The following is a 21,205-nucleotide window of genomic DNA, read 5'->3' as shown; positions in this document are numbered from 1 at the left end:
TTCGGAACGAAAATTGCCGCATAATTATTCAGCATCTGGATTGTAAATCCGGGTCAAAACGTATTACTAATTAAAATTTTAACGAAAAAATGATGAAAAAGCTTTTTCTTATCGGGGTAGCTGTAATGAGTGCAGCAGCCGGTTATGCTCAGAAATATGATGGCATTAAAGCAGCCCTGTTAACCAATAACCTGGCAGAAGCGCATAAAGCCTATGACAAGGAATCAACAAATGAAAAATTCTTTTCAAAACCAGAAGGTTATATCATTAAAACGTACCTGTTCGCTGCTGATGCGCTGGATAGTTCCAAAGCTGCTGATGCAGAAAAGAACAGGGAAGAAGCATTTGCCGCTTTTTCAAAGTACCGGGAAATGGATCCTTCTATGAAGGATCTGGATACTTATAAAAATGCACCTTATCAGTTGTATGCAGCTTATTTTAACAGCGGTGTGGCTGATATCAATGCCAAAAATTATGAAGCGGCGTACAATAAATTTAAAAATGTGGTAGATCTGTCGGATGTTTTAATTGCAAAGAAGATCAACCTGCCGGGCCCGATTGATACCAACGCTAATTATTATGCCGGTATATTGGCCGAAACCGTAAAAAAGACTGATGAGGCTGCCAAATACAATACCCGCCTGGCTGATCTAAAGGTGCATGAGCCTAAAGACAGCACTATTTATCAGAGCCTGGTGCGTTATTACGCTGCTAAAAATGACGATGCAAATTTTGAAAAATACAAGGCCCTGGGCAAAGAATTATACCCTCAAAGCCCGTTCTTTAGCTATAATAAATTAGATTTCGCTATCGGCGGCAGCAGCAGTTTTGAAGAAAAGGTGGCCAATCTGGAAAAGATCGTAGCTTCCACTCCGGATGATTATAATGCCAACCTGGCTTTAGGTGAAGCGATCTTTGAAAAACTGGACCGTTCAAAAGAAGGGGAAGCAAAACCTGCCAATTATGATGAGCTGGAAGGCAAAATGATCACTGCCTTAAAGAAAGCCAGCTCCATCAAATCCTCAGAGATTCAGCCAATATTGTTGATGGGCGATCACTATATGAGCAAGGCCAGTAGCCTGGAAGATGCAATGCGTGCTGCTGAAAAAGAGCTGGATGGCAAAGGAGCAAAAGCCACTGCTGCAGATAAGCAAAAATATGCTGATGCAAAAAAAGCCTATGTTGATGAGTATGCATTAGCTGCTGAAAATTTTGAGAAGGCTGCGGATATGCTGAGCAAAGTAAATCCCCTGGATAATGTTCAAAAACGCCAATACTATATTATTGCCGGTAACCTTGCCCAGTATTATTTCTTTATAGGCCAGGATGCAAAAGGTGCAGATAAAGCAAAATACAATGCACTGGAGAAAAAATATGACAGTTTATATAAAAGCCTGAAGTAAGAAGAGAGCGGTTTTCAGTTCTTGTTTTTTCAGAGCGGTAGTTGATGCGTCAACTGCCGCTTTTTTTAGAATATAAGGCACCATCGTTTTTAGAGCATTGTTGAGTACGCTTCCAGTGCCGCAATGGAATAAAATAGTAAATTGCTGAATAGTCCTGTTTCTAAAACAGCACACGGTAAAAATAAAATAGTATATGAAAGATCTTAAAACAATATTTTTCTTTTTACGCCTTCCGGTGGCTGTATCCTTATCGGGACATGGTCTGGTAAGAATACCTAAGCTTGCAGCCTTCAGCAATTGGATGGTAACTACAATGGAAAAATCGGTATTGCCGGCTTCTCTAACGCTGACATTTGGCTATATTTTACCTTTTTTAGAGCTATTGATCGGACTGGCCCTGCTGATCGGTTTTAAAGTTAAATACAGCATTTTTGCAGGCCTTGCTTTGATGACACTGCTGATATTGGGTAGCTGCTCCATTGAGAACTGGAACGCTATTGAAGCGCAGCTGATCCATGCAGCTTATCTTTCCGGACTGCTTTGGTACCAGCTGCGATATTGTAATGAAGAAGTAAAAGCATAACAGACGTTTTATGATTAGCTTTATTTTATTAGAAGGCTACAGCCGGCATTACTATAATAAAGAAAATTTTAATAGCGGTTCGTTGTGAAGCGATTTAATTTTCTCAGCCTTCTATTGTAAAAGTTCCGGCTTTTGCCATTTGGCCTTAGTTCCGGCAGAAATCCCGCAATCGGTCAGGATCTTCCGGCCATAACTTCATCTTACATTGTTTGTACGATTCCTGTAAACCCAGTTTCCTTTTTATTTTAACTTTTATCCTCTCTATTACAGCAGTTGCAATCAATTAGCTACGTTCATCAACATTTGGGAGCGGGCTTACATTGTGCTGGTTTTTCAAAGATAGTTGGATTGACGGTTTATACGGAAATGGCATTTTAATCAGACCAAAAAGTTTCCCGCAAAAATGCAACCCTTTTATTGACCTGTAATGAATTTCACTATCGTGTTACGTCCCCGCTGTTCCGGACCTTCGGAACGCAGACTTCCGCCAATGGCGGAAGCGCAGATGGAGGATTATCAGCGCTATTCCCTGCCTCACCAGCAGGAAGGCACTATTTCCGCGGGAGCATTTGCCGCATGTGCCTTTTCTTTTGGTGCTTCCTGGAAATACAAGGGTGTTGAGAATCAATAGATCCCATCTGCTTTGGAGGAATTTTAATGCCCCGGTTTTTAGTAGCAATGCTTTGTTTAGGTCTATAATAAATTTCACTATCGTATTAGACGACAGGCGGGATTTGACAAAGAGATGTAATTTTTGACAAATACGTTCACCTGAACCAGCAGGCAAAATAAAAATGACGAAAGCCGGGACTCAACGGTTTTAAACGCAGGTTGTAAGCGCATTGAAGCAGGCAGCTATTGTCATTCAAGATCATTCTTCTTTCCTGTAAGCAGGATTAAGAAAGTAAATCAATCGAACTGTTACCAATTAAACCCATTTGCCTAAAGAGCAAGGCAAGAAAAGATGGTACCGCTCTGATCTTCTTCAGTATTGCGAAAACAGAAAAATTCCTCCCTCTCAACACCGAAATCGCTATCCCGCTCAAATACTGGCATCGTAAACACATACGGATTTTGTCAGACTCCCCGGAGGAATATGGAATGGCCGACACCCTGAACGAAGAATTAGCAAGACAACTGCGGCTTGCTAATGATGTAGTGTCCTATGCCATAAAAGAGAATATACCCAACGTTGTTACCTTTACCAAGGAAACCTATTATCCAGGTTTTGACCCTGCGACTTTAGAGGAAAAAGCAATTTTCCGGCGAAAAAACTAATTCAAAAGCCAATCCTGATTTATACTTCCGGATTGATGAATACATAAAGTGAAAAAAAAAGAAAGTATCGAAAACCACCATTGGTATCTATAATTTTATGAAAGCATAAATTAAGATATTTGAATATTACCGGGGGAAACCCATATCTTTTGAAAGTAAAAATCCGCTCTCATTAGCCTGGCGGTGTAACATTGCAGGCATTCAGGCGTGTAGTATATAGGAAAATTCTACAATGAGAGGTGTTATAACTTTAATCGCTCTGATTTTCCCGGCTTACCTTTTCAGCCAGGAACTTACTATTATTGGTAATGCCCACGTTGCGTCAGAAAGCTTTAATGCAGACACCCTTTTCACCATTCTTGAAAAGGTAAAGCCTGATATTATCCTTCTTGAGCTGGATAGTGGGCTATTTTCAAAAACGTTTGATGAAAAATTCGGGCTGAAATACAAATCAAAAGAGAACGAACCGGTTGCTATAGCCCGGTATATTGAACTACATCCTTTAACTATTGCCTCACATTTTGATTACGAAAACCGGGATACTTATCGCCTGCAGCATGGAATTAAACAATCGCAAAATTTAACCGGGAAGTTACTGGATAGTTTATATAGAAATAAACTTTTGAGAAAACGTCAAACTAAAATTGTAAAAAAATACTACTCGCTTACAGAAGAATTGAATAGTTATGCTAACAAGCCAGCTTCTGAATTTAATAGTTCTGAGCTCGATAAGCTCGCGAAAAGGAAACAGATTTACCAACACCACAAAATCAGAAAAGTTATAAATCAAAGGGATGAATTCTCAAAACTATTTGTAACCACAATTTTGGGAACAAAAGTAAGTGTACGAAATGCTTATAGCAGCCTGTCACACTTTTGGGATTTGCGAAATAAAACTATGGCAAAAAATATCGTTGCAATTGTTAAACAAAATCCGGCGAAACGAATCGTCGTATTGACGGGCTTCTCTCACCGATACTTTCTGAAGCGGGAAATACACAGCCAATATAAGCGCATAAAGCTGCGTGAGTTTTACGAATATTAACAGACGACAGGCTTCCGTTATTGTAGAATAGAAATATAGTAATGCGCCCTTTATTTGCTGCCGGGCATTTTAAGGCATTGCTTATACATTTCTTGCTATAGAGACCATCCAAAACTTTAATTCAAACTTGCGTAAAACTGCATATTTTGTCACGGAGATCAAAGATCTAAATACCGCAGAACATATTGATTTTATTTATGCATCTAAACCGGCCTATAAAGATTACGGTGCAGAATCATATAGCGATTTCAGAATGCTTGGAAGTGAAGTGGTGCATAACCCGGCTGTGTTTAGCCAGTTGGAATAGATATAAGACATTTTAACTTAAAAATATTGAAATCTAGCTTGTCATGTTATCCAAGTATCTTTTTTAGGCATGAAAGCGTAGTTTTTTTACAACAACGGGAACTAAATTTGTTTTATTAACGAATTGTAAAATAACATTATGAAAGGGTTAAAAAATCAGATTGCTGTCGTTACCGGAGGTTTGGGGGATTTAGGCTTTGCCATAGCCAGCCGTTTATCAGAGGAAGGGTGTTCTGTTGTTTTGCTGGATGTAGCTCCTGATACAGAAGCGAAAGCCAGCTCGATCGGCGCACGCTACTGGCAGGTCGATATCAGTAACGAAGGTGCGGTAACCGCTGTCTGTGCTGCTATCGCGGAGGAACTGGGCAAAGTGAGCATACTGGTGAACGCCGCCGCCTGTTTTATTTTTAAAGGTGTTGATGCAAGTGCGGAAGATTGGGAGCGCATCAATGCTGTAAATATTTGCGGTACTTCATTAATAACAAAGTATATCGTTCCGCAAATGCAGGAAATTGGCAAAGGAAGTATTATAAATATATCATCGGTCAGCGGATTTATCGGGCAGGCAAACTTTGCAACATATAATGCAACCAAATTTGCGCTCAGGGGACTGGCGAAATGCTGGGCACAGGATCTGGCACCCTTTGGAATACGGGTGAACACGCTGTGCCCGGGTTATATCTATACCAGGGCATTTATTGATTCATGCGAAAAACTGGGATTGGATATTGAGGCAGAAGATCGCAGGGCTGCTGCCATGCATTTATTGGGGCGGCAGGGAAGGCCGGAGGAAGTTGCTGCTGCTGCTGCCTTTCTGGCAAGTGATGACGCTTCCTTCATAACAGGAAGCGATTTATTGGTGGATGGAGGATATCTGGCAAAGTAAATGACGATGAAAACACTTTTTTACCCCAAACATGATCTGTTGGAAATTACAGATCAGCAGGTCCCTTACATGGCAAAGAACGAGGTACTGATAAAAGTAGCCGCCTGTGGCATCTGTGGCAGTGAGCTGGAAACCTTTAAATCGCATAGTAGCCGGCGGGTGCCGCCATTAATAATGGGTCATGAATTTAGTGGTGTCATTGTTGATGTAGGGGAATCTGTGGCTGATTGGAAAAAAGGAGACCGGGTAGTAAGTAACGCCATTGTTCCCTGCGGGCATTGTGAGTTGTGTACTTCCGGAAAAACAAACCTTTGTCAAAACCGGCAGGTATTTGGAATGCAGCGCAACGGGGCATTTGCCGAATATGTGAATGTACCGGCGCATTGTTTGATACCATTGCCGGAAATGGTTCCTTTTCATGCGGCTTGCCTGGCAGAGCCACTGGCTAACGGTGTACACCTGGTAAAGCTTAGTAAACATATTCCCGTCAATAATATGCTCATCATCGGCGCCGGACCAATAGGGCTTATGGCTTTGCAGGCATTCAGATCTATGCGGCAGGTCCATGTTTTTGTAGCCGATCTTTTAGAAGACCGGCTGTCAATTGCCCAAAAGCTGGGAGCTTCCGGGGTAATTAATCCTTCCCGTCAGGAGCTGGTAGCTACACTATCTGAAATGTCAGGAGGCGCTTCTATTGATCTGGTTGTGGATGCAGTTGGATCCGCCCAAACAAACCAATATGGGTTGAAGGTATTAAAGCCCGGAGGTGTTCTGTTAATGATCGGACTTCACCAAAACAGCAAATCGCTGGAAAGCTATGATCTGGTACTGGCTGAGAAACAGGCGGTTGGAAGTTACGCCGCAACACAGGAGGATATGCGAGATGCTGTCAGCCTGATCGCTTCAGGAAAGGTTGACATGACCTCATGGATCAACTACTATAATTTAGAAAATGGTATTACTGCTTTTTATGATATGATGGAGGCAAAGGGGTCTCATATAAAATCGGTGTTGGTTATGGAACCAGCAAAGAACCATTCAGATAAATAACAGTTCAAATGAGCAAAGGAAAGATTGTAATAACCGATTATGGATTTAAAGATCTTGAACAGGAGTTAAAAATGTTCCGGGAGCATGGCTATGATTTAGTAGCACTGGAAACCAGCACGGAAGATGAATTGATTGAAGCTTGCACAGATGCTGATGCCTTACTGGTTCAGTGGGCGCCTATAAGTGCCCGCCTGATTGCACACCTTAATAAATGTAAGATTATAGTGCGATACGGTATTGGGGTGGATAATGTGGATTTAAATGCAGCCAAGCAAAAATCAATACCGGTCTGTAATGTGCCGGATTATTGTATAAATGAAGTAGCCGATCATACACTCGCTCTTGCACTTTCGCTTTCGCGTCAATTGGGCGAGATCAATAACCGGCTCAAAAAAGGCGAGTGGAAGATCGTGCCTCCTTACAGAATGCCGGCTTTTCGGGATATGCTGTTTGGTACTATCGGTTTTGGCCGCATTGCCAGGGAAGTTCTTAAAAGCGCAAAGTCTTTGGGTTTTAAAGTAGGAGCCTATGATCCAAAGATCAACCCCTTTCAGTTAAAGGAAGCCGGGGTTGCAGCTTTGAGTTTTGAGGAGCTGATATCCGGAGCCGATATTATTTCATTACACCTTCCGCTTACGGCTGAAACGCAGCATATAATAAACGCGGCAACCATTGAGCAAATGAAGCAGGGCGCAATTATTATCAATACTTCTAGGGGCGGACTTATTGATACGGAAGCATTGGCTGCGGCACTTTCAAAACGGCGGGTAGTGGCAGGGCTGGATGTGTTTGAAAATGAGCCGTTACCGGAAACACATCCTTTATGGGGCGTGGAGCATGCAGTGCTTACATCGCACACAGCCTGGTATAGTGAGCGCAGCGTGCCGGCTTTGCAACAAATGGCGGCTGCGGAAGTGCTCCGGGGGCTGCAGTCAGAACCGCTTAAAAACAGGGTGATATAAAACAGGAACTGAAGACCGGTTAAAAAACTAAAAACTATGTTTGTTGCAGAAACGTATTCCATTGCCATAATATTGCTATTTATTACAATGATCTGCTGGGGTTCCTGGCCGGTATTGCAAAAGATGGCGGGCGCTTCATGGCGGTTTGAACTGTTTTATTGGGATTATGTATTGGGTATTGTGGCGGTAACCTTACTTCTTGCTTTTACTTTAGGGTCGTTTGGCAATTATGGAAGCAGTTTTATGGAGGATCTGCGTCAGGCGGATTTAAACAATCTCATATCGGCTGCTATAGGAGGGGTTATTTTTAACGCGGCCAATATTCTGTTTGTAGCAGCCATTGCTATTGCAGGTATGGCGGTTGCATTTTCAATTGGAGCCGGTACCGGGTTGATTCTGGGTGTTGTTGTTAATTATATTGCCTTACCTGCAGGAAAGCCGGTTTACCTGTTTGGCGGGGTAATATTTATTGCCGCCGCAATTTTGTTATCTTCTGTTTCACACCGCAGGGTTTCTGGAAATCATAAATTTTCCGGCAAGGGAATTATTCTTTCTTTATTGGCAGGGATACTTTTTGGATGTTTTTACCGGTTTGTTGCCGCCGCCATGTACCCTAATTTTAAAGTGCCAGAGTCGGGCAGGCTGGGGCCTTATTCGGCAACTTGTTGTTTTGCTTTTGGTGTGCTCATAAGCAACCTGCTGTTGAATACCCTACTCATGAAAAAACCTTTTCAGGGAAAGCCGTTGGGGTTTAAAGACTACCTCGCCGGTTCCGTTTTCAGGCATCTTATGGGTGTTCTTGCAGGTGCCGTTTGGGGGCTGGGCCTTACATTCAGCATCCTTTCAGCAGGAAATGCGGGCTTTGCCATCTCTTTTGGGTTGGGGCAGGGAAATGCCATGGTGGCAGCAATCTGGGGTGTTTTTGTATGGAAAGAGTTTCGGAATGCTCCGCCGGGTACGTCCTGGCTATTGTACAGCATGTTTTGTTGCTACATTATTGGCGTATTACTCATTATTTACGCTAAAAGCTAAAAAAATAATGTATTTATAGCGTTTTGCCGGATTTTATATTATGTTTAGGTCATAAAACCATTGGTTATTTATGATTCCTAAATTAATGAAAGTCCAGAAGACCGATTCTGAATCTTTTGCGGTTAACAGATACGTGCATGAGGACCGGTTCCCGGCAATCTGGCATTTTCACGACGAATACGAGCTTACATTAATCCTGGAAAGCAATGGTACCCGTATGGTAGGAGATCATATTGATTCTTTTGCCGCCGGAGATCTGATATTTATTGGAAAGAACCTTCCCCATACCTGGCGTAATGAGGGTATAAAAAATTATAAAAAGGCAGAAGCGCTAGTACTGCATTTTTTGGAGGATATGTGGGGGCACCGGTTTTTTGAATCGCCCGAAATGAAAAATGTTCTCGCATTGCTGGAGCGTTCACACAGGGGGATCAGGATCACAGGAAAAACAAAAGTGGTGCTGACCGAATTACTGCTGGCTATGGAAAAAACAAAGGGTATTGAAAAGATCAGGTTGCTGTTGTCGTTACTGGATATCCTTTCCACTTCTGAGGATCTTGTAGAACTATCAAGTGAAGTGTTTGTTAAATCAATTGAAGACCCCGGTTCAGAACGGTTAAGAAAGATTTATGAATATATTATGAATAATTTTCATAAGGACATTAACCTTGTTGAGGTTGCAGAAGTAGCTCACATGTCGCCTTCAGCCTTCAGTAGGTATTTTAAAAGCCGTATGCGCAAACCCTTCCGGCAATTCATAATTGAACTTAAGGTAGGATATGCGTGTAAACTGCTGATGCAGGAAGACAGGGCCGTTACCGAAGTGTGTTATGAGAGCGGGTTTCAAAATCTGTCCAATTTTAATGAACAGTTTAAAAAAATTACAGGGCTTACCCCAAAAAAATATCAATTAACACATACAAATAAATAAGGCGTCAACGCTGTCGTTGGTAATATCATAAACTATAAAACGAATCCAATATGAAATTGATAGATCTTTCCCATCCATTAGAGCACGGACAGCAAACTTTTCCCTGGGACCCCAAGCTGAGTATTATACCGCATGGTACTACCAAAACGCTTAAATATAATATTACGCAGGTCAGTATGGGAAGCCATCAGGGAACACACGTAGATGCTATGTATCATTTTTTGGACGAAGGCAAAACACTTGATCAGATGCCACTGGATTGGTTTTATGGTACAACACATCTCATCCGGATACCGAAACAGGCAAATGAAGAAATTACCCCCGATGATTTTATACCTTACCGGTCTGTTTTACAGAGAGGTGCAAGGATCATTTATGAAACAGGCTGGTATCGGCAATTCGGAAAAGAAAATTTTTATTCCGATTTTCCTTCGCTTACCCAGGAGGCGGGGAAATATCTGGCCGAATGTGGCATCCGTTTTTTAGGTATGGATACGCCCACACCCAGTAAAGACTGGTATGAGATCCATCACGACATTTTATTGCCTAATGAGATTGTGATTGTTGAGTCATTAGCAAATCTTGATCAACTTCCGGATCAGTTTACTTTCATTGGGTTTCCGTTGAACTTTAAAGGGAGAGACGGCTCACCAATTCGCGCTGTGGCAATGGTTGATGAATAAAAAAACAAGAAAGAAGCGAGCACAAATTGTCTTAACAGAGAGCAGTTATTGCAATAGAAGCAACGTTTTTTCTACAAAACCCTTTACTATTAAGCATTGTAAAGGGTTTTTTAATGAGAATATCCGAATAATGAAATGGCCATTGTAATTGACGATCAATTTTATTAGATGTTCGCAATCACAAGTGGTTTGTTCGGCCCACACCACGGTCAGTGTTCGAACTGACTGTGACGAGAAATGATTTTTGATACCGATTCGTTGTAAAACAGGAACGCCGTATGTTATAAAAGCATATTTTTTTGCCTTTTTTGAGGAAGTTTAGGGGACGTGATCCAATTACTTTTACACTGCATTGCTGCCAAAGGTTAGCGACTTCCGTTATTTACTTTCAGCAGCAATTTCTTTTATTAGTTAAGCCATACAGGAGTTTTTATTCAGTTTAAGCTTACGCCATAACTTAAACCACGATTGCTGAATAAACACAAATACCGCTTAAAAAATGAGGAAACTTCAATTTACCAAACCAAACCAATTTAAAGTATGAAGAGGATTTGCTTAATGAATGGGTTCATGCTGTTGTTTATTCTTCTCCTTGAAGGAAGGGCATGGGCACAGGAGCGAACGATTACCGGAACAGTAACGACAACAAAAGACAACTTACCTGTTTCCGGAGTAAATGTGATTGTAAAAGGCATGCATAACGGCACAAATACGGATGCCAAAGGCGCTTACAAGCTTGCCGTACCCGCTGAAGGAGGTACATTAGTGTTTTCGGCCGTTGGGTTGGAAACGCATGAGGAAGTTGTCGGGTCGCGTTCAACTGTAGATGTTGCCCTTAACCCCGACGTGGCCCAGTTGAACGAAGTGGTAGTAGTGGGTTATGGTACACTAGAAAAGAAAAACCTGACGAGCTCCATTACTTCGCTTAAAGCAAAAGACCTGGTGCCTGGTGTAAATGGTGCTACAATAGCCAATGCACTCAAAGGTAAGGTTAGCAGTTTGGTGGTTCAGGAAACGGCCAGCCCTAACTCGGCTACTGCGTTGCAGTTACGGGGTATGGCTTCGGTAAATACATCACGTGAACCTTTGGTAGTGATCGATGGTATGCCTGGTGGCGATCTGCGCTCAGTGGCGTTGGAAGATATTCAATCCATCGACGTATTGAAAGATGCTGCGGCAGGTGCTATTTATGGTACCCGGGCTACCGGTGGCGTTATTGTGATCACTACTAAAAAAGCGCAGGAAGGAAAAATGAAAATTTCATATATAGGCGAAGTTATTTTCAAGCAGGATTTTGGAAAACCCCGCGTGATGAACGCAGAGGAATATTTGAAATACAAACCAGGAGCTACTAATTATGGATATGATATTGACTGGTGGGAAGAGGGCATGAGCAAGAACCCTACTTCGCAACGCCATGTGGTGAATATTCAGGGCGGAACTGCAACAGCTAAACTTTATGCTACGGCAGCTTATGAAGACAACCGGGGAGTACTTTCGGGAGATGACCGGATTGACTACAGCGGACGCATCAACGGCGATTTTAAGCTTATAGATGGCTGGTTGGAAATTGGAACACACGTTGCCTACCGGCAGGCGAACCGCGATTTGTCGTCGCCTGGCGTTGGCACTTTGTTGGCGGTAAATCCTACACGCTCTCCTTATGACCTTACGCAATGGAACCCGCGTAACGGATTGGATGATCCCAATACCATCCGCGATGCGGAGCTGATCACCAATAACCAATTGGATAAATGGTTCCGTCCCGATGTGGCACTTACGCTCAACATCAAGCCGATAAAAGGATTGGCGTACCATCATAACGTAGGTTTTGAGAACCGCCAAAGCGAATTTCATTATTATGCGCCATCCACCACTACTGTAACGGAATATCAAAACGTTAGCGGGCAAGGTACTGCCGAGCTGAGATTCCAGAAAGAAAACCGGTTGAATACGGATGGTTATTTCTCTTATAACAATACACTTGGCGACCATTCTGTTAACGCGGCTGCGGGTTACAGCTACTATGAATTTAACGGAGAAATGTTTGGGATGAAAAACTATGGCTTTGCTGTAGATGGTATTAAAATGTGGGATATTGGCTCCGGTATCAACCTAAACAATCCTGCTGTTGCCAACAAGGCTGAAATGCAATCGTCAAAACAGATCACACAAAAGCTGCTGGCTTATTTTGGCCGTATCAACTATTCATTTAAAGACCGGTATTTGCTTTCGGGTACTTTCCGTCGCGAAGGCTCGTCAAAATTTGCAGCCAACAAACGCTGGGGTAATTTCTGGCAGGTGTCAGGAGCATGGCGTCTTTCACAAGAAAGCTTTATGCAAAACATTGCTGCGATTAATGACCTGAAGATCCGTGCTTCTTATGGTGTAACGGGCAATGAAGGCTTCTCTGCCGATTACGCAGCAACAATGTATGGGGCTGATTCATATTATCCTTTGCCAAATGGCAATTGGGCCTATTCCTATGGCATTACCCAAAACATCAACCCGGATTTGGGATGGGAAGAAAAACATGAGTGGAACCTTGGGATAGATTTCGTGCTGTTTAATAGCCGCCTGTTTGGTAAACTGGATTTGTACACGCGTAACGTAGTGGGTTTGATATACAATGTGGATGTACCACAACCTCCTTATGTTCAGGCACAGATGTATAAAAATATAGGTACGTTAAAAAACAATGGATGGGAGTTTGAAATTGGCGGGAACGTTGTATCTGCCGGCAACTGGGACTATACGATGAAAGCAAATGTTAGCCATAATGTTACCAAGATCGGTTCCTTATGGGGGAATCAAACCTATTATACAGGTGCTTATGTAGGCCGTGCAGGTGATCTTCACCGTATTGAAGAAAATGCACGGGTAGGATCGTTCTGGTTGTATCAATACGCGGGTGTAGATAACGAAGGGCGTTTTATAGCGCTGGATAAGGATGGTAATAAGATTGTACCCGAAGTTGACGGCAAAAATCTTGAAGATAAACGCTATATTGGTAATTATATTCCTAAGGCAATCATAGGTTGGACGCATGATCTGCAATATAAAAACTTCTCACTGGGCTTAACCTTTACCAGCTGGATTAAATACGACATATACAATGCCATTGAGCATGAAATGGGCATGCAGGCCGGTTTGCCTGGTGGCTTGCGCAACCAGTTGCTTGATGCGTATACAAAAAACGGGGCGATACAGGGGCAGGTGCTTGAAAGTGATTACTTCCTTCAGGACGGTACCTTCCTAAAACTTCAGAATTTTACCCTGGGCTATAAGCTGAATACGAAAAAGCTTTTAAAAATTATGGAGTCCGCAAGATTTTACCTAACAGGTAATAACGTGTTCCGCATTACAAAATATAAAGGTCTGAACCCTGAGGTTGATATTACCGGTTGGGAAGGCGGCGTAGAATGGGCCTCGGTTTATCCTCAAACACGCACATTTACTCTGGGCATGCAATTGACTTTTTAAACAATTGAATTTTTGATTATGAAAAAGATATTTAAATCAGTTATAATAATGACTATATGCATGTCTGTTTTGCAGGGCTGTAGCATTGATCCGGAATATTATTCGCAGGTATCACCTTCTAATTTTTTTGACAGTCAGGATAAAGTCTATCAACGTTTTGCCCGTCCGTTTACAAGCTGGGCCACTTATCAGGGGGGTGTTCCTTATGCGCGTTTTACAGTATTGAATACACTGGCAAGCGATGAGTTGCTGATGCCAAACCGTAATGGCGACTGGTATGATGGTGGTTTTTATCTCAACCATTTTACGCATCAGTTTTCCCCAGCTACTGACGGTTATTGGAATTACACTTGGGATGCTATTTCAGAGAGCATTGCTCAGGCCTGGAGCGCTGTGGAAGACATTGACAAAAATGTTGATTTTGACGCATTGGGTTTTCCTGAAGGAATACGCGAGTCAATGCTCAATCAAATAAAAGTGCTTGTTGCCTATTTCTATATGATCGGGCTTGATGCATTTGGCGGTATGCCTTTGTATACATCCAATCAAACAGAACTGCAATCACGAGCTACAGATAAACAAACCTTTGAGTTTATTGAAGGGCTGCTTTTGGAAGCATTGCCCACTTTGCCTAAAAAAGCATCGGGCGATGCAGAAAAAGGATATGTTTCCCAGGGTACCGCTGCGGCTTTATTGGCAAAATTATATTTCAACGCCAGGCCGTATACGGGCGAAGAAATGTATACTAAATGTGCTGAGATCTGTACAAAAATTAAAAATGGCGAGTACGGGCCTTATGCATTGGCTGGTTCTTATCAGGAAATATTTGGCTTTTCTAATGCCACTTCTCCTGAATTGATGTGGGTAGTACCCAGTGAAAACAGCAAACGCGAAGTGGGCGGTGGAACACCTCAGTACTCTACCCATTACAATACCTGGATGTACCTGGATAACCCTGGTGCTATGTCATGGAACGGGCTCTGTTTGCTTCCTTCACAAGATATTAATGGTAAGCATTATCTTAAAGTAGCCGGCAACCTAGGCGGCCCTTTCAAATTAGGAAGCCCTTATGATAAATTTGAAGCAACAGATCTGCGTAAGAAAAACTATGTTTATAATGGCAACGGGCAATATACAGGTATGTTTTTAGCAGGAGTGCTGACAAATCCTCACACAGGCGTTTCCTGTATTGCGGATGGCAGTCGTGAATATCCCAAAGGTACCATCATTCCTATGGTTGATCAGGTGGCGCAGCTTGCGCCCGACCCGAACGGAACACGTTATCCGAATGGAAGAAAAGAAGGGGCACTCTATGGCGAAGAAAATTCAGGTGTACGACTTTTAAAACATTCACCTATTCCCAATGAAGCGGACAATGCCCTTCGATTTAATCCTGAAGTGCCTGTGATACGTTTTACAGAAATACAGTACATGCTTGCGGAATGCAAGTGGCGTTTAGGCGACAAACCAACGGCTGCTAATCTTATCAATGAAGTACGCAAGCGCTATTTCGCCGGGGGAAATGATCCTAATCCTGCTACGGCCGGAAACCTGGATGAGTACCGTTTTTTGGATGAGTGGCTGATTGAATTCATTGGCGAGGGCCGTAGGCGTACGGACCTGGTGCGTTGGAATAAATTCACTACCGAAGCATGGTGGGATCACCCTGCTGATGGGCCAGGAAAAGAGTACCTTAACAGATTCCCGGTTCCTGCAAGTGCAATCAATGCCAACCCAAAACTGGAGCAGAATCCCGGTTATAAATAATCGTATTTTTCTATTCATAAAATAGCTTCGCCTGTATAGCGAAGCTATTTTGTTTTGCGTCTTTCGTATTCATATTCAGGATTACCTATGTATTGCAGTACAGGCAACTTTGCTGTTTTGATTATTCCGGGTTCCCCCAATCCTAACAAAACGGTTGTTGATTACTTCCGGTCAACAAAAAATAAAGCGGTATACAAAATATAAAATCTATTGCATTTTAGGCGTATTGCAAGGATATAATATGTTATAAAAGCATCATTTTTTGATGGCATTAAGGGAGTTTCAACAGCCTTACGCAAGTAATTTAGCTATTGGTAAATATAAATTGCAAGCTATATGTTTTATCAGTGTTTGTTGCTTCGTGTAAGGTCTCCGTCAGGAGCATATTTTAAGGATGCTGCAATTGAATCGAGATCCGTTAGTATTCAGGAGTTATTGTACGGTAGTTTATCAGGTATGTATTGCGATACCCCGAGATTGATTACTGAAAATGGATGATTTCAGATTTGATGCTTAATACAGTTGATTCTCCGCCAGGCACTGATCCTTACATTAATTATTTGATTGCGATTGCTCTAATTTATTGCTGTACCTCTGGTGATTGTTTCTTTGTTTGTAAAACAGAGGTCCAGACGAGGAAACCCAACAGGTCCGTTAAGGACAGTTTTGGAGCAGCTTAAGAGGTACAGCTTATTTTAAGGAGTTGCAGCTGTTCTGAGAGAACAAAAATCGGTATCAAAAAAGAAATTGTCATAAATCCGCTAATCAAGTTTTAAATGGATGATTGACGAACATTAAAGACCTGGCTATTGCCGGGGAAGAGGAGATTTTGCGAGTATGGTAGCATACTGTACTCAACAAAAGAACTTCAGCCGACAGACCTGATGAGCATAAATGCTTATCGCTTATTTACTACAAAATGTATTGGAATATGAATCTTTTAATAAACCAATTAAAGTTGTTTAAAAAAAATTTATTCGCTTTATTAGTACTCTGTATAAGCGCACTGCAATTACAGGCGCAAGACAGAAATAGTATTTCCGGTATTATAACGGACACTTCCAATTTACCGCTCAGCGGCGTAACGGTTTCCCTGGAAGGAAGCTCCCATAAAACGGTAAGCGAAGAGGACGGGCAGTACAAGATCAACGCTGTTGAAGGAAATGCAGTGCTTTTGTTTTCACTGGTAGGCTATCAGAGCCAACGGGTTCCTGTTAGAGATCGGCATACCGTTAATGTGGTAATGGAGCAGGATGTACAGGATATTGATGAAGTAGTGGTTATTGGGTATGGTACAAAAGATCGCCGGTCCCTAACCTCTTCTCTTTCCACTATCCAGGCCAAGAATTTTGAAAACCTGAAGACGTCCAGTATGGAGCAGCTCATTAAGGGGCAGGCTGCAGGGGTGCAGGTACTTCAGCCCCAGGGACGGCCAGGGTCAGGCATCAATATACGGGTGCGTGGAATAGGATCCATCAACGCTAAAAATGATCCGTTGTATGTTATTGATGGTATGCCGATTGAGGCGCCGGGCTATGATCAGGTAACAGATGTGCTTTCTTTCCTGAATCCATCAGATATCGAATCCATTACGATTCTTAAGGATGCGGCCTCAACTGCCATCTATGGATCCCGGGGATCAAATGGCGTAGTGCTTGTTACAACAAAATCAGGAAAAAATAAAGAAAAGCTGAAACTGGAAGTAGGGGCGTATTACGGATTTCAGACCATTCCGGAACGTGGAAAGTTTCACATGTTAAACGGAGAGCAATATGCGCAATACCAGCTGGAAAGAGTAAAAGCCTGGATAGAAGATGCCGGGGGCACATTTGATCCAAATAATATTCCTGACACCTATGCGGGCTACCGGAAGTATGTAAATTATAAAGGAACGGGGGAGAACTGGTTCGACAATATAACCCGCACTGCTCCTACTGAGCAATATAACGTTACTATTACCAGCGGAACGCCAAAAAGCAATATGTTTCTTTCGTTTGACTACTATTCCGTAGATGGCGTAATGAGGAATACGGGCTATAAACGGTATTCATTAAGATTGAATACAGAATCCAATCCATTTCCATTCCTGAAAATTGGTTTGCGTGTTAACCCAAGCTATAACCTGCGGCAAACGTTTAACAGCGATCTACTGAACTCACTGTATCTGCCCAATCCAACAATTGCGGCGCGCAATTCTGACGGCAGTTTAAACAAAACCATCGGGGATGCGGAAATTGGTAATTTTTTGTACAATAACTGGTATCTGGTAACCGATAATGTTACAGATTATAGAAATGATTTCCGGTTATTAACAAGCGCTAATGTAGATATTCAACTGGCAGAGGGCTTTTATCTGAAAAATGTTATTGGGGCAGATATGAACTTTTCACGTTCCAGGTATTTTTTCCCACAATCCATTGGCAGCCCTGATATGTGGACGGGTAACTGGATGACGGAAGTAGATCAATCCTGGTCTTACGGAAAGTCTTCACGCGATGAAATGCGCAATTTTCTGATTGAAAATTATCTTTCCTATACCAAAAAATTTGGCGGCAAACATGAAATTGACGCTATGGCCGGCCATTCTGCACAAAAGCAGGATTATGATGCAGACCACCTGGAGGCATGGAATTACCCTGATGACAGGATTCCTTATGTATACCGCCAGGCCATGGGTACATCCGGAGTTGCGGATGATGGCAGCGACGCATTTAAGTATGCGATAGAATCTTATCTGGCCAGGATCAATTATAATTTTGATAACCGGTATTATTTTAACGCGTCCATCCGGCGCGATGGTTCCTCCCGTTTTTCACAATCAGGGCGCTGGGGTACATTCCCCTCTGTATCTGTTGGCTGGGATGTGGCCAATGAATCATTTCTTAAAAAGATCAGGGATATAAATGTATTAAAACTAAGGGCCAGCTATGGTTATACAGGCAACGCCAATATCGGCAGTTCTTTTGCTTATTATCCGGCACTTGTAAATGCCAATTATACCTTTAGTAATAATTTGGCAACAGGCCGCTACCCGGCTTATGTAGATAAAGGGCTTACCTGGGAAAAGAATAAAGAATATGATTTTGGGCTGGACCTGAGTATTCTAGACCGTCGCCTGAGCTTTACTGTTGATTATTATAACCGCAGAACCTATGATCTTTTGTTAAACCGCCCAACACCCGTGCTGCTTGGGGCCGTTAGCGTTTTAACAAATATGGGGGAGGTGGAGAATAAAGGCTGGGAGTTTACTGTTAATTCAGTCAACTTTAACAGGGAGGACTTTCAGTGGAATACCGGTTTTAATATTACGTTCAATAAGAATAAGGTTCTTGCGCTGAATGATTTTGCAGATCCTATAGAGGTTGGGGATGAGTTTAATGGATCAGGCTACACCGCAGTAGGGCAACCGATTTCTATGTTCAGAGGGTACAAGATACTTGGGGTTTATAAAGATCAGGCAGAAGCGGAGGCAGATCATAATCATAATCCTTATGCGTATGCGGGCTCTTTAAAAATACAGGATACCAATAATGACGGGCAAATAACGCCGGATGACCGCACTATCATCGGCAATCCTCATCCTAAGTTCATTTTCGGGATGACTAATAATGTAAAGTACCGGAACTTTGATCTGAGCATGCTGATAAACGGCTCCTGGGGCGCACAGGTGAACGTGAACCAGTTCCAGTTTATTCATAATATGGACGGCGTGTTCAATCTGGAGACCAGCGTACTGGATCGCTGGAAATCGCCCGAACAGCCCGGCAAGGGCATTATGCCAACTACAGTGGATCACGACAATCAGCTGCAATATGTTCGTTTGGGAAACAGTACGTGGATCTGGGATGCATCTTATTTGTCAATTAACAATGTTACTTTAGGCTATACGTTGCCTAAATTCTTACTTCAAAAAGGTAAAGTTTTTACAAATGCCCGCTTCTATATTTCTGTTCAGAATGCCGCCATGTTCTGCAAGTCGCCATTAAATAATCCTGAAGGAAATTTTGCCGGTACAGATCTGCAGATGGGTAATTATATTCAGATCTATCCGTTGGCAAGAACAGTAACATTTGGAACAAACATCTCTTTTTAAATAATACAGGCATGAAAAAACAATCTATACTACTGACGCTTTCTATAGCGGTATTGATGACGTCCTGCTCAAAGTCTTTTTTAGATCTTCAGCCGGAATTGACCTTGTCTTCAAATAATTTTTATAAATCGGAAAATGATTATCTCTCCACCCTGAATGCGGTGTATTCAGGATACCGGGATGTATTGCCTAGTATATATGTAATGGGCGAGCTACGGTCGGATAATACAACGGACCAGTTCAATATAGGCAACAGGGGCACCGGCACCGTGCCTTTTGAGGAACTGGATGAGTTTTATATGACTTCCACAAATCTGGTTAATGGTTACTGGGTTGCAGGTTATGGTGCTATTTATAAAATTAATACGTTTCTGGATTTATTAAATAATGCTCCGGAAGGCATTATTACTACAGCTGGGCTAAAAGAGCGGATGGAGGCAGAGGCCCGTTTTGCCCGGGCATTCCATTACTTCAACCTGGTGCGTTTTTATGGAGATGTACCACTCCTTTTAAAGCCTGTTGAAAAAGCAGGGGAAGCCTTTACAATACCCCGCTCACCTATAAACGATGTTTATAATGCGATTATTGAGGACGCCAATTTTGCGGTTGAAAACCTCCCGGACGCTTATGGAACTGCAGAAAAAGGGCGTATTACTAAAGGTGCTGCCTTAACATTGTTGGCCAAGGTGCAGCTTACACGTAAAGATTATGATGGTGCCATAACAGCGCTGCGTCAGATTAAGGGATATGCGCTGGAACCGGATTATGCCAACTGTTTTAATCCTGCACATAAGAATGGTGTTGAATCCATTTTTGAGGTACAGTACAGCTCCGACCCGACAACGGGCAATAATGCACTCGTATTTAGTTGGGTGCCGTTGGGTGATGTTGCATGGAATGCCATCGTAAATGACGGAGGTTCAGGCAACGGAACACAATGGAATATTCCAACCAAAGACCTGCTGAAAAACGGATATTATGATCCCGCGGATAAGCGAAAAAACATATCTGTAGGCGTGGTAGATTTGCCTATTCCCGGTCAGTCTTCCAAGGATCCCGTGGCCTACATAAAAAAGTGGATTGTTTATACAGACCGATCAGCCCGTCAGCAGAACCCCTGTAATATGGTTATTTACAGATATGCAGATGTATTGCTGATGTTGGCCGAGGCGCTTAATGAAAAAGGATACACGGCCGGTGGCGAAGCTTTTGACCTGCTCAACCAGGTAAGGGCACGTGCCGGTCTTACAAAGCCTTTTACCGCGGCGGATATTCCAAATCAGGAAGCTTTTCGCCTGGCTATTGAACGGGAGCGGCGTATTGAACTGGCTTTTGAAGGACATCGCTGGTTTGATCTGCTGCGTACAGATCGTGCGCTTCCGGTAATGAAAGCCTATGCAACGATTGAAAAGGCAGATCCGTCCAGTTATCGCAACCCGGGATGGGAATTTACTTCCCGTTCCTACAATATTCAGAATTATATGCTTTTATATCCGGTGCCGTATAGCGAACAGATCAAGAACCCAAGTGTGGTTACACAAAACCCCGGGTACTAGGTGTCTTTTAGCACTGTGTAATTATGAGGAGTTTTTAATAAGTAAGAACAATAGAATAACGGCTCCTTTTAATTGGTAAAGGAGCCTTATTCAGATGAACAGACTGAGGATTGACTAACTCGTAGGAGGTAAAATCGCATACAAAAC

At 42.5% G+C, this 21,205-nt stretch carries 15 protein-coding genes; all 15 read left to right on the top strand.

Annotated elements, in window-relative coordinates; genetic code table 11:
* Nucleotides 1-89: 89 nt before the first annotated feature.
* Nucleotides 90-1,403, top strand: coding sequence for a hypothetical protein (locus tag A8C56_RS09765; RefSeq protein WP_084490144.1), 1,314 nt, complete (start codon nucleotides 90-92; stop codon nucleotides 1,401-1,403).
* Nucleotides 1,404-1,596: 193 nt separating this feature from the next.
* A complete protein-coding gene (locus A8C56_RS09760; RefSeq protein ID WP_067755131.1) occupies nucleotides 1,597-1,986 on the top strand; it encodes a MauE/DoxX family redox-associated membrane protein in 390 nt (129 codons plus the stop codon).
* 427 nt (nucleotides 1,987-2,413) lie between these two features.
* Nucleotides 2,414-2,617 carry a hypothetical protein gene (locus A8C56_RS24445; protein ID WP_157097940.1) on the top strand — a complete coding sequence of 68 codons (204 nt, stop codon included), beginning with the start codon at nucleotides 2,414-2,416 and terminating at the stop codon, nucleotides 2,615-2,617.
* A gap of 443 nt (nucleotides 2,618-3,060) precedes the next feature.
* A complete protein-coding gene (locus A8C56_RS24670) occupies nucleotides 3,061-3,264 on the top strand; it encodes a hypothetical protein (RefSeq protein ID WP_169818765.1) in 204 nt (67 codons plus the stop codon).
* Between the two features lie 232 nt (nucleotides 3,265-3,496).
* A complete protein-coding gene (locus tag A8C56_RS09755; protein WP_067755128.1) occupies nucleotides 3,497-4,309 on the top strand; it encodes a hypothetical protein in 813 nt (270 codons plus the stop codon).
* A gap of 445 nt (nucleotides 4,310-4,754) precedes the next feature.
* Nucleotides 4,755-5,501: an SDR family NAD(P)-dependent oxidoreductase gene (locus A8C56_RS09745; protein ID WP_067755122.1), complete on the top strand. Its 747-nt coding sequence runs from the start codon at nucleotides 4,755-4,757 to the stop codon at nucleotides 5,499-5,501.
* Nucleotides 5,502-5,507: 6 nt separating this feature from the next.
* Complete coding sequence (locus A8C56_RS09740; RefSeq protein ID WP_067755119.1) at nucleotides 5,508-6,551, top strand: zinc-dependent alcohol dehydrogenase; 1,044 nt, start codon at nucleotides 5,508-5,510, stop codon at nucleotides 6,549-6,551.
* A gap of 8 nt (nucleotides 6,552-6,559) precedes the next feature.
* A complete protein-coding gene (locus tag A8C56_RS09735) occupies nucleotides 6,560-7,513 on the top strand; it encodes a C-terminal binding protein (RefSeq protein ID WP_067755116.1) in 954 nt (317 codons plus the stop codon).
* Between the two features lie 36 nt (nucleotides 7,514-7,549).
* Entirely contained in the window at nucleotides 7,550-8,545 is a 996-nt protein-coding gene (locus tag A8C56_RS09730) for a multidrug DMT transporter permease (protein ID WP_067755113.1), read from the top strand.
* 85 nt (nucleotides 8,546-8,630) lie between these two features.
* On the top strand, nucleotides 8,631-9,476 hold the full coding sequence (locus tag A8C56_RS09725; RefSeq protein WP_169818764.1) for an AraC family transcriptional regulator: 846 nt from the start codon (nucleotides 8,631-8,633) through the stop codon (nucleotides 9,474-9,476).
* A gap of 50 nt (nucleotides 9,477-9,526) precedes the next feature.
* Nucleotides 9,527-10,159 carry a cyclase family protein gene (locus A8C56_RS09720; RefSeq protein WP_067755106.1) on the top strand — a complete coding sequence of 211 codons (633 nt, stop codon included), beginning with the start codon at nucleotides 9,527-9,529 and terminating at the stop codon, nucleotides 10,157-10,159.
* A 540-nt stretch (nucleotides 10,160-10,699) separates the two neighbouring features.
* Nucleotides 10,700-13,642, top strand: coding sequence for a SusC/RagA family TonB-linked outer membrane protein (locus A8C56_RS09715; RefSeq protein ID WP_084490142.1), 2,943 nt, complete (start codon nucleotides 10,700-10,702; stop codon nucleotides 13,640-13,642).
* Between the two features lie 18 nt (nucleotides 13,643-13,660).
* Nucleotides 13,661-15,409: a RagB/SusD family nutrient uptake outer membrane protein gene (locus A8C56_RS09710; protein WP_067755103.1), complete on the top strand. Its 1,749-nt coding sequence runs from the start codon at nucleotides 13,661-13,663 to the stop codon at nucleotides 15,407-15,409.
* A gap of 931 nt (nucleotides 15,410-16,340) precedes the next feature.
* Complete coding sequence (locus tag A8C56_RS09705) at nucleotides 16,341-19,502, top strand: SusC/RagA family TonB-linked outer membrane protein (protein ID WP_169818763.1); 3,162 nt, start codon at nucleotides 16,341-16,343, stop codon at nucleotides 19,500-19,502.
* 11 nt (nucleotides 19,503-19,513) lie between these two features.
* Nucleotides 19,514-21,058: a RagB/SusD family nutrient uptake outer membrane protein gene (locus A8C56_RS09700; protein WP_067755097.1), complete on the top strand. Its 1,545-nt coding sequence runs from the start codon at nucleotides 19,514-19,516 to the stop codon at nucleotides 21,056-21,058.
* The last annotated feature ends 147 nt before the right edge of the window (nucleotides 21,059-21,205 follow it).

The sequence above is a fragment of the Niabella ginsenosidivorans genome (assembly GCF_001654455.1).
Classification (GTDB): Bacteria; Bacteroidota; Bacteroidia; order Chitinophagales; family Chitinophagaceae; genus Niabella; species Niabella ginsenosidivorans.
Note: the sequence above shows the minus strand (reverse complement) of the source record. Positions and strands in the feature narration are given on the sequence as shown.